Origin of the sequence: Microcoleus sp. BM001215392 (genome assembly GCF_036700185.1) — a bacterium.
Lineage (GTDB): Bacteria > Cyanobacteriota > Cyanobacteriia > Cyanobacteriales > Microcoleaceae > Microcoleus.
Genome location: NZ_JAUBOJ010000372.1, coordinates 1 through 7,511, shown reverse-complemented (window position 1 = coordinate 7,511; position 7,511 = coordinate 1). Strand labels below are relative to the sequence as shown.

The 7,511-nt window shown below is 46.3% G+C and carries 7 protein-coding genes; 3 read left to right on the top strand and 4 right to left on the bottom strand.

Features of this window, described 5'->3' with window-relative positions:
- Positions 1-350 precede the first annotated feature (350 nt).
- Positions 351-890 carry a GIY-YIG nuclease family protein gene (locus QT974_RS28120; RefSeq protein WP_333471686.1) on the bottom strand — a complete coding sequence of 180 codons (540 nt, stop codon included), beginning with the start codon at positions 888-890 and terminating at the stop codon, positions 351-353.
- Between the two features lie 332 nt (positions 891-1,222).
- Positions 1,223-1,549 (bottom strand): hypothetical protein, encoded by a 327-nt coding sequence (locus QT974_RS28115; RefSeq protein ID WP_333471685.1) that lies wholly within the window; start codon positions 1,547-1,549, stop codon positions 1,223-1,225.
- Positions 1,550-1,770: 221 nt separating this feature from the next.
- Here QT974_RS28115 and QT974_RS28110 point away from each other — a divergent pair, with 221 nt between their 5' ends.
- Positions 1,771-2,568 carry a hypothetical protein gene (locus QT974_RS28110; RefSeq protein WP_333471684.1) on the top strand — a complete coding sequence of 266 codons (798 nt, stop codon included), beginning with the start codon at positions 1,771-1,773 and terminating at the stop codon, positions 2,566-2,568.
- Between the two features lie 228 nt (positions 2,569-2,796).
- Here the strand turns inward: QT974_RS28110 and QT974_RS28105 are convergent, their stop codons facing one another.
- Positions 2,797-3,609 carry a sulfite exporter TauE/SafE family protein gene (locus tag QT974_RS28105; RefSeq protein WP_333471683.1) on the bottom strand — a complete coding sequence of 271 codons (813 nt, stop codon included), beginning with the start codon at positions 3,607-3,609 and terminating at the stop codon, positions 2,797-2,799.
- Positions 3,610-3,712: 103 nt separating this feature from the next.
- Positions 3,713-4,558 (bottom strand): pentapeptide repeat-containing protein, encoded by an 846-nt coding sequence (locus QT974_RS28100; RefSeq protein WP_333471682.1) that lies wholly within the window; start codon positions 4,556-4,558, stop codon positions 3,713-3,715.
- A 575-nt stretch (positions 4,559-5,133) separates the two neighbouring features.
- On the opposite strand from QT974_RS28100, the gene ilvD reads away from it, so the two are divergent.
- Positions 5,134-6,819 (top strand): dihydroxy-acid dehydratase, encoded by a 1,686-nt coding sequence (gene ilvD / locus QT974_RS28095; RefSeq protein ID WP_333471681.1) that lies wholly within the window; start codon positions 5,134-5,136, stop codon positions 6,817-6,819.
- 197 nt (positions 6,820-7,016) lie between these two features.
- Positions 7,017-7,349 carry a hypothetical protein gene (locus QT974_RS28090; protein WP_333471680.1) on the top strand — a complete coding sequence of 111 codons (333 nt, stop codon included), beginning with the start codon at positions 7,017-7,019 and terminating at the stop codon, positions 7,347-7,349.
- Positions 7,350-7,511: the final 162 nt, after the last annotated feature.

Here is a 7,511-nt window from a genome sequence, read left to right as displayed (position 1 = left end):
TAATAACTTATATGCGGTCATGCTTCTTCAGGCTTCAAAAACCAGATGCACCCCTCTCTCTTCTCTTCCTCTGCGTTAAGAGCTTCAATAGCGGTTAAATCACCTGACGATGCAACCGGAATTGATATTATTTATGTCTGCTCCCGCTGTGGCGGTTGCTATACATCTTAAAAATGTTATAAGTTGGTAGTGAGGACTTTAGTTTTTAGAGAGAGGACTGAAGTCCGAACGATCAAACGGTAAGTTAAGGTTTGATCGTTCGGACTTTAGTCCTCAGTCTTTTTTAGAGAGAGGACTGAAGTCTTCACTAAAAATAGAGGTTGATTGTGAGAATTAACCCGATATCGCAGTTACTTTAAATCCAGCAAGCCGCTAGTTTTCAGTTTGGGATTAAACCGAATTTCTTCAGTTACACCGCGAGCTTTGAGCAGCGATAAAATTTCATTTTCCACGCGCCGCGCTACATTTTTTAACAATTTATCTTTGGCAAGTTCATCGGCGACGATACCTTCATAATTTGCTATTTCTTGCGCAGTCATCACAGTTTTGGTATCGATGGGATCGTTCCACTTGGCAGCATCGGCACCGTTTCCTTGGGGCTGCGCACCGTTTTCGGCAATCCAACTTTCTCGGATGCTTTCTAGTATAGTGCGGCTGGGCTTCTCGATAGTTTGGACTTTTAGCCAGTAGCAATGTTCGGTTTGGCGTACTAAATGCTGCTTGAGGCTGAGGTAAGTATCGCGAGAATAGCCGACAAATTGCAGCACTTTGTCGTTGTCAAAAATCGCATAAACGCCGATTTTTGCTTGCACAAATTCGGGCAATTTCCCCTCGGAGTCAAGGTATGGAATGAATTCTAAACTGGCGAGAGGTTGAATGTCTTCTGTCATTGTTTGTTTGAATTGTCGATGTTGATTTTTGCTGATGGTTTCCCGATTTTTAACTAAATCCACCTAATTGAAGGTGAAACAACGATAGTTAAAAAACTTGGTGTGTATGTATTCCTTCTTATTATTTATTTCTTTATTTCTTTCTTCCTGATGACAACTGACGTTGGACGTTCGCTCTTCGAGGACTAATGACAACTGACTACTGACTACTGACGTTGGACGTTGGACGTTGGACGTTCGCTCTTCGGGGACAGCACTATCACTACTGACAACTGACAATTGACAATTGACAATTGACAACTGACAACTGACAACTGACAACTGACAACTGACTAATTATTGAACAGGCGATAAACGGCACAGAGGCGGCTGGGTTTAAATATTTTGGCTTGAAACATAAAATTAGGGGGGACATGGACGATCGCAAAATCGATCGATTCGTGATACTTTTCAAATTCCGCAGGCATTCCCTTCGGCGTCTCGCTGCTGTAAGGGACTGGTTGAAAAAGTAACTCGGCAAACTCCATGCGCGAACACTGCAATTGCAGCGCTACTTGTTGGAGAAAGCTGTCACCTGTTAACAAACCGAACAGTACAGCTTTAGCATCCGGTTCGAGGACAAAACTGCTATCGTAGCTTTCAATAATTTTGAGACCCATTTTCTGTATCCTCCTGACAGACGGCGGTTAACGGTTATCGGTTAACTTTATAGGCGAAAGGCTTATTCTGAATTTTACCTGAGACTGGCCGTTCTCAAGCCTTTCGGCATTCGGCATATAGAAATATCACAATTCTGAAATTTTGACAAATAGCTCTGACTTATTTGCCGATCGCTTTATCATGTCGGTATCGCAATCTATTAGACTACGACTAAAAGGCTATGCAGAAGATCGAAGACGCATCATTTCCAGCTTTGAGAATTTCCCCAAACCAGCAGGATTGGCTAGAATTGGCAGAATATGCCTCTGTTGCGGGTTCAGCGATTGGTACTATTGCTGCGGGATTGTCGGGCCAATTTCTCTACGCGGCCGCCCCGCTAACCGCAGCAGTATCGCTGAATCTCGCCAATCGCCAGCGTTTCGAGCAAAAAATGCAGCAAAAGGCAAATTCTGCGATCGCAGAGGTACAGGCGGCAGTAGAAGGTCGATCGCAGCAAGTTCAGAGGCTACCTGGAGAATTGGCCCAACTCGATACCACCGTCTCTGACTTGAAACAAAAACTGCTCGGCTTGGAATCTGGCGTTATGGCAGACTTACAAGGTGCCGTAGCATCTCTGGAACGCCAAGCACAGGCGCTTCCTGCCGATTCTCAGGAACTCTACACCATCCTGTCCGATTTGCAACAAAAACTGCGCATTCTGGAAAATAGCGCCCTCAGAGAGCATGATTGGGAAAATGTCAACGTCCGATTTTTGTTGATGGATGAAAGGTTAACTGAGGTGAGAACTATTACGGCTCAGTTGCAGGAGCGATCGAACGAAGTAGACTTGGATCTAATCCAAGGTTCTCTGAAGCAATTGCAAGATTTGCTCGATCGACCGACAATAGACACAGCGACGCTGCAAACCGAGATTCAGCATTTGCAGCAGCAAGTTTCCGAGTTGCAACGGCAAAATCAAGAAATTGTCAAGCCTTATTTGCAGCGCCTGACTCGCGCCGTCAAGAAACTAAGTCAGTAGTCAGTTGTTATTGGTTATTGGTTGTTTGTTATTTGCCTTGTTTTGTGGCTTTGCTGCCAATAACCGATCGCAAATAATCTCAGATCCGCTCAATTACTAAGAAGAAAAAATGTTGGCAGTGAGGACTTTAGTCTTTGAATCCTGAGGACTTTAGTCCTGACTGCCAACTAATTTTATAGTCTGATAGCGGAGACTATCTAACCCTCAAAAATAACAAATAACAAATAATTAATAACGAAACTTTTGCCAAGCTTGCCAGAAAATATAAATCGACAAGATGGCCAAGAACGATCGAAAAGCCAAACTAACAGTGCGCTCGGACAGTTTCGGCAAAAACCGGGTGCTAATTTGCGCTCCCAACAAACCCCCAGCGCCCAAAATCAAACCTACAACCCACAATACATTCCCGCGCGCCGCGTGGCCCGCCGTCGCTGAAATTGCGGTGATGACGATAACACCCAAACTCGTTTGAATGGCTGTTTTAATGCTTTCTCCTAACAGCAAAATTTGCAACGGAACCATAATCACGCCTCCACCCACCCCGAACAAACCCGCTAACAAACCAGCAGCACTGCCGGTGGCAATTCGCGCCACAGTTGGATTGACTGACACCTTTGGGCGATCGGGTAATTGAGAATTTTGCCCTTCTATCTCTGCTGCTAAATTGCTAGCAGTCAAGCGCTTGCGGACTTCTACCAAATAAATATTCAGCCACAGCAACATCCCGAAAGTAACTAACAGCAAATAAGGCGGAAATATTCCCGTCAAATAAACGCCGATTTGTGCGGTGATCACGGCGGGAAATCCGATCCCTGCGACTTGGCTCAAGCTGAGGTAGCCCATCCGCCAATTTTGGATGCTGCCAGAAAGAGCTGTAATCACGATCGACAAACTGCTAGTAGCAACCGCTTGCACCGGAGCATACTTAAGAGCCACCAACAAAGGCACCAAGACAGTACCGCCACCAATACCCAAAAATCCAGCTAGAATTCCGGCAAAAAGTCCGGCGGCACCCAGAATCAATAATTCGTTGACAGTCATTAGTTATTTGTTATTTGTTATCTGTTATTTGTTACTCGCTTGGGGTTGCTAATAACCAATAACGAATAACCAATAACATTAGTCAAAACTCACAACTCAAGATTTATGAAGACTCATTAGTTGTGCCGTCCGGCATAATTGCCCGCCTCAAATCTGCATCGCGGAAGTTAGTTCGATTGAGATTGGCGTCAATCAAAACAGCTTCCACCAAAACAGCGCCGCTCAAATTAGACCAACACAGCTTAGCCCGGTACAGATTAGCCCCGCTCAAGTTAGCTCCGCGCAGAGTTGACCAACTAACATTGGCAACTCTCAAATTAGCATTGCTGAGATTAGCTTCGGTGAGATTAGCTCCCACCATCGTTACCTGGCGCAAGTCTGCGCCAGTCAGGTTGGCGTTGCTGAGCATGGCTCCGCTAAGAATAGCCTGAGTCAGGTTAGCTCTTTCCAAAAGCGAATCGCTGAGGATGGCATTTGTCAGGTTTACCGCTTTGAGAGTTGACCAACTCAAATTGGCCTTCATCAAATTAGTGCGAATCATGCTAGCTTCGGTTAAGTTAGCGGCAAACAAATTCGCTTCGGTAAAATTGGCTTCTGTCAAATTAGCTTCCGTCAAATTAGCCTTACTCATGTTGACTTCTCTCGCCATAGAGCCGCGCAAGTTGGCTCCCATCAGGTTAGCCCCACTGAGATTGGCGCGGCTCAAATCGGTACCGATGAGATTTGCTTCGGTGAGGTTGGCTTCCGTCATGTCCACCCCAGCCAATTTTACCTCGCGCAAGTTGGCTCCGGTCAGGTTAGCGCCTTTGAGGTTTGCATTTTGGAAGTTGGCCCTAGTAAAGTTAGCCTCGCTGAGATTTACCCCTTTTAAGTCTGCCCCGGCGAGGTTAATCTCTCGAAAAATTCTTTCTCCGGCCGCATATTGCCTCAGAATTAGATCGGCCTCCATGTCATTAGCCTCGCAATTTTTGTTTCAAACGTTAGAGTGATGGGTTTTACCACACACATCATCCCAGATAACCAGGGTATTCAACCTGCACAGTATAGTATCTGTAGAATTTTTGCACTCTGCTGTCCTGGCACTGCTGTGCGGCTCCCGAATCAAAGGCCTGACAAATATCAACGCTTCTGAGAAAATCAAAAATAGCGTAAAACTATCGGCACTGGGCAGTCAGTCAGTCGATTTTACATTTTAGATTCTTCGACTTCGCTCTTAGAACAAATTTTAGATTTTAGATTTACTCCACAGATTAATCTGGGAGCTGGAACTTTGGTCTAAAATTTGGGATGTCCAAGATGATTGTCGGGGGCTTGTATCCATTTGTGGGCGTGGAGTCAACAGCCAGCAGCAAAGACAGGACTAAGACCCAAAAATAGTTGGACGCGCCCACTATAGCGGTAAGGTGCTTGTGGCACACCTTACTAAATATATAGGTTCTGCGTCCAAGAAAGAAAGAAAAACAGACAACACAACAACAGTCAACTGCTCACTCTCAACTGTCAACTGTCAAAGGAAATTTGAAAATGCCTGAAAATTTGAGAAGCCAAGCTGTGACTGGGGGCGTGCAGCGCTCACCCAACCGAGCAATGCTGCGCGCCGTCGGTTTTGGCGACGGCGATTTCACTAAACCCATTGTGGGGATTGCTAATGGGTACAGCACGATTACGCCCTGCAATATCGGACTCAACGACCTCGCTTTGCGGGCCCAAGCGGGTGCAAAGGAAGCCGGCGCCATGCCGCAGATGTTCGGTACGATTACTATCAGCGATGGAATCTCGATGGGAACCGAAGGGATGAAATATTCTCTGGTTTCGAGAGATGTGATTGCTGATTCGATTGAAACGGTTTGCAACGGCCAAAGTATGGACGGTGTGCTGGCTGTGGGCGGTTGCGATAAGAATATGCCTGGAGCGATGATTGCGATCGCCCGCATGAACATTCCTGCTATTTTTGTCTACGGTGGCACGATCAAACCGGGACACCACAACGGACGCGATTTAACCGTTGTCAGCGCTTTTGAAGCAGTCGGTCAATTCAGCGCGGGCAAAATTGATGAAACAGAACTCACCGCAGTAGAAAAAAAAGCTTGTCCGGGTGCCGGGGCCTGCGGCGGAATGTACACAGCAAATACGATGTCGAGCGCTTTTGAAGCGATGGGCATGAGTTTGCCCTATTCTTCGACAATGGCTGCTGAGGATGCCGAAAAAGCTGACAGCGCTGCGGAATCTGCCAAAGTTGTGGTGGAAGCAATTCGCAAACAGTTGTTACCGAGCCAAATTTTGACACGAGCGGCCTTTGAAAATGCGATCGCGGTAATTATGGCAATCGGCGGTTCAACCAACGCTGTGCTGCATTTATTGGCCATTTCAAATGCGATCGGCGTTGAGTTGTGCCTTGACGATTTTGAAACAATTAGAGCCAAAGTTCCGGTACTGTGCGACCTCAAACCAAGCGGCAAATACGTAGCCGTCGATTTGCACAAAGCTGGTGGCATTCCTCTAGTAATGAAAATGCTGCTAGAAAAGGGATTGCTGCACGGCGACGCCCTGACAATTACCGGCCAAACAATTGCGGAAGTGTTGGCAGATATTCCCACCGAACCGCCCACCGATCAAGATGTCATCCGCCCTTGGAACAACCCGATGTACGCCCAAGGACATTTAGCAATTTTGAGGGGAAATCTGGCAACAGAAGGATCGGTTGCTAAAATTACAGGCGTTAAAAACCCGCTAATCACCGGCCCAGCCCGAATATTTGAATCGGAAGAAAATTGTTTGGATGCTATTTTGGCCGGCAAAATTCAAGCCGGAGACGTGATTGTCATCCGCTACGAAGGGCCAAAAGGCGGCCCGGGAATGCGCGAAATGCTAGCACCAACTGCCGCAATTATTGGCGCAGGTTTAGGCGATTCTGTCGGCTTAATTACCGACGGCCGCTTTTCCGGGGGAACCTACGGCATGGTTGTGGGTCACGTCGCACCAGAAGCGCAAGTTGGTGGCACAATTGCTCTGGTAAATGAGGGGGATTCGATTACGATTGATGCTAAAAATCGGTTGTTGCAGCTCAATGTTGATGATGCAGAATTAGAGCAGCGCAGGTCTCTTTGGCAGCCTCCTAAACCTCGCTATACTAGGGGCGTTTTGGCTAAGTACGCTAAGTTAGTTTCTTCTAGCAGTGTCGGTGCTGTGACTGATTTGGGTTTGGGTTGAAGAAAGCAGACTGTTTTTAAGCGCAGATGAACGCAGAGGAACGCAGATCAAATAGTATCTGCGTTCCTCTGTGTTCATCCGCTGATATCTGCGGTTAAAAAATCCCAATCGAATTGAGGTATATTGTGCGATCGCCCAAAAGCTGACACACCTGAAAAATTGCTAAAATAACGGATATATAATACCGATGCACCCCCATGACTGAATCTAGCAATATCCCCCATCGTGTCGATCGCCTAGAAAATGACGCGATCGATATTAAAGTAGCTGTTAGTGCTTTAATTTCCACAACCGAAGTACACCAGCGGAATATTGAAACTATCAGCCGCAATATTGAAACCATGAACCGCAATATAGAAATTCATCAGCGCAATATGGAAGCCACGAATCGTAATGTCGATGCGATGCTTCAACTGATGACTCAAAGCCTTCAGCGAATGGAGGTGATGGAATTAGACATCCGGGGCCTCCAAACTGAAAATCGACGCATTCTGGATATATTACAGAACCGCAACACTGACGATGCGTGAAGTTTGGCAATACCAAAACTTATACACCAATTGCTTAAACAACTCGGTTTCTGCCCACCCGTACATAAATCCTAATCGGAATAAATGGAAACAATATTACTTATAGTCCAATACGGTTCACTTAAGACAGATCCCCCCTAACCCCCCTTAAAAAGGGGGGGA

Excerpts from the sequence above, each read along its gene's own strand:
- ilvD (WP_333471681.1), top strand. The coding sequence starts at position 5,134 with ATGCCTGAAAATTTGAGAAGCCAAGCTGTGACTGGGGGCGTGCAGCGC.
- QT974_RS28120 (WP_333471686.1), bottom strand. The coding sequence starts at position 890 with ATGACAGAAGACATTCAACCTCTCGCCAGTTTAGAATTCATTCCATAC.
- QT974_RS28105 (WP_333471683.1), bottom strand. The coding sequence starts at position 3,609 with ATGACTGTCAACGAATTATTGATTCTGGGTGCCGCCGGACTTTTTGCC.
- QT974_RS28110 (WP_333471684.1), top strand. The coding sequence starts at position 1,771 with ATGCAGAAGATCGAAGACGCATCATTTCCAGCTTTGAGAATTTCCCCA.
- QT974_RS28115 (WP_333471685.1), bottom strand. The coding sequence starts at position 1,549 with ATGGGTCTCAAAATTATTGAAAGCTACGATAGCAGTTTTGTCCTCGAA.
- QT974_RS28100 (WP_333471682.1), bottom strand. The coding sequence starts at position 4,558 with ATGGAGGCCGATCTAATTCTGAGGCAATATGCGGCCGGAGAAAGAATT.
- QT974_RS28090 (WP_333471680.1), top strand. The coding sequence starts at position 7,017 with ATGACTGAATCTAGCAATATCCCCCATCGTGTCGATCGCCTAGAAAAT.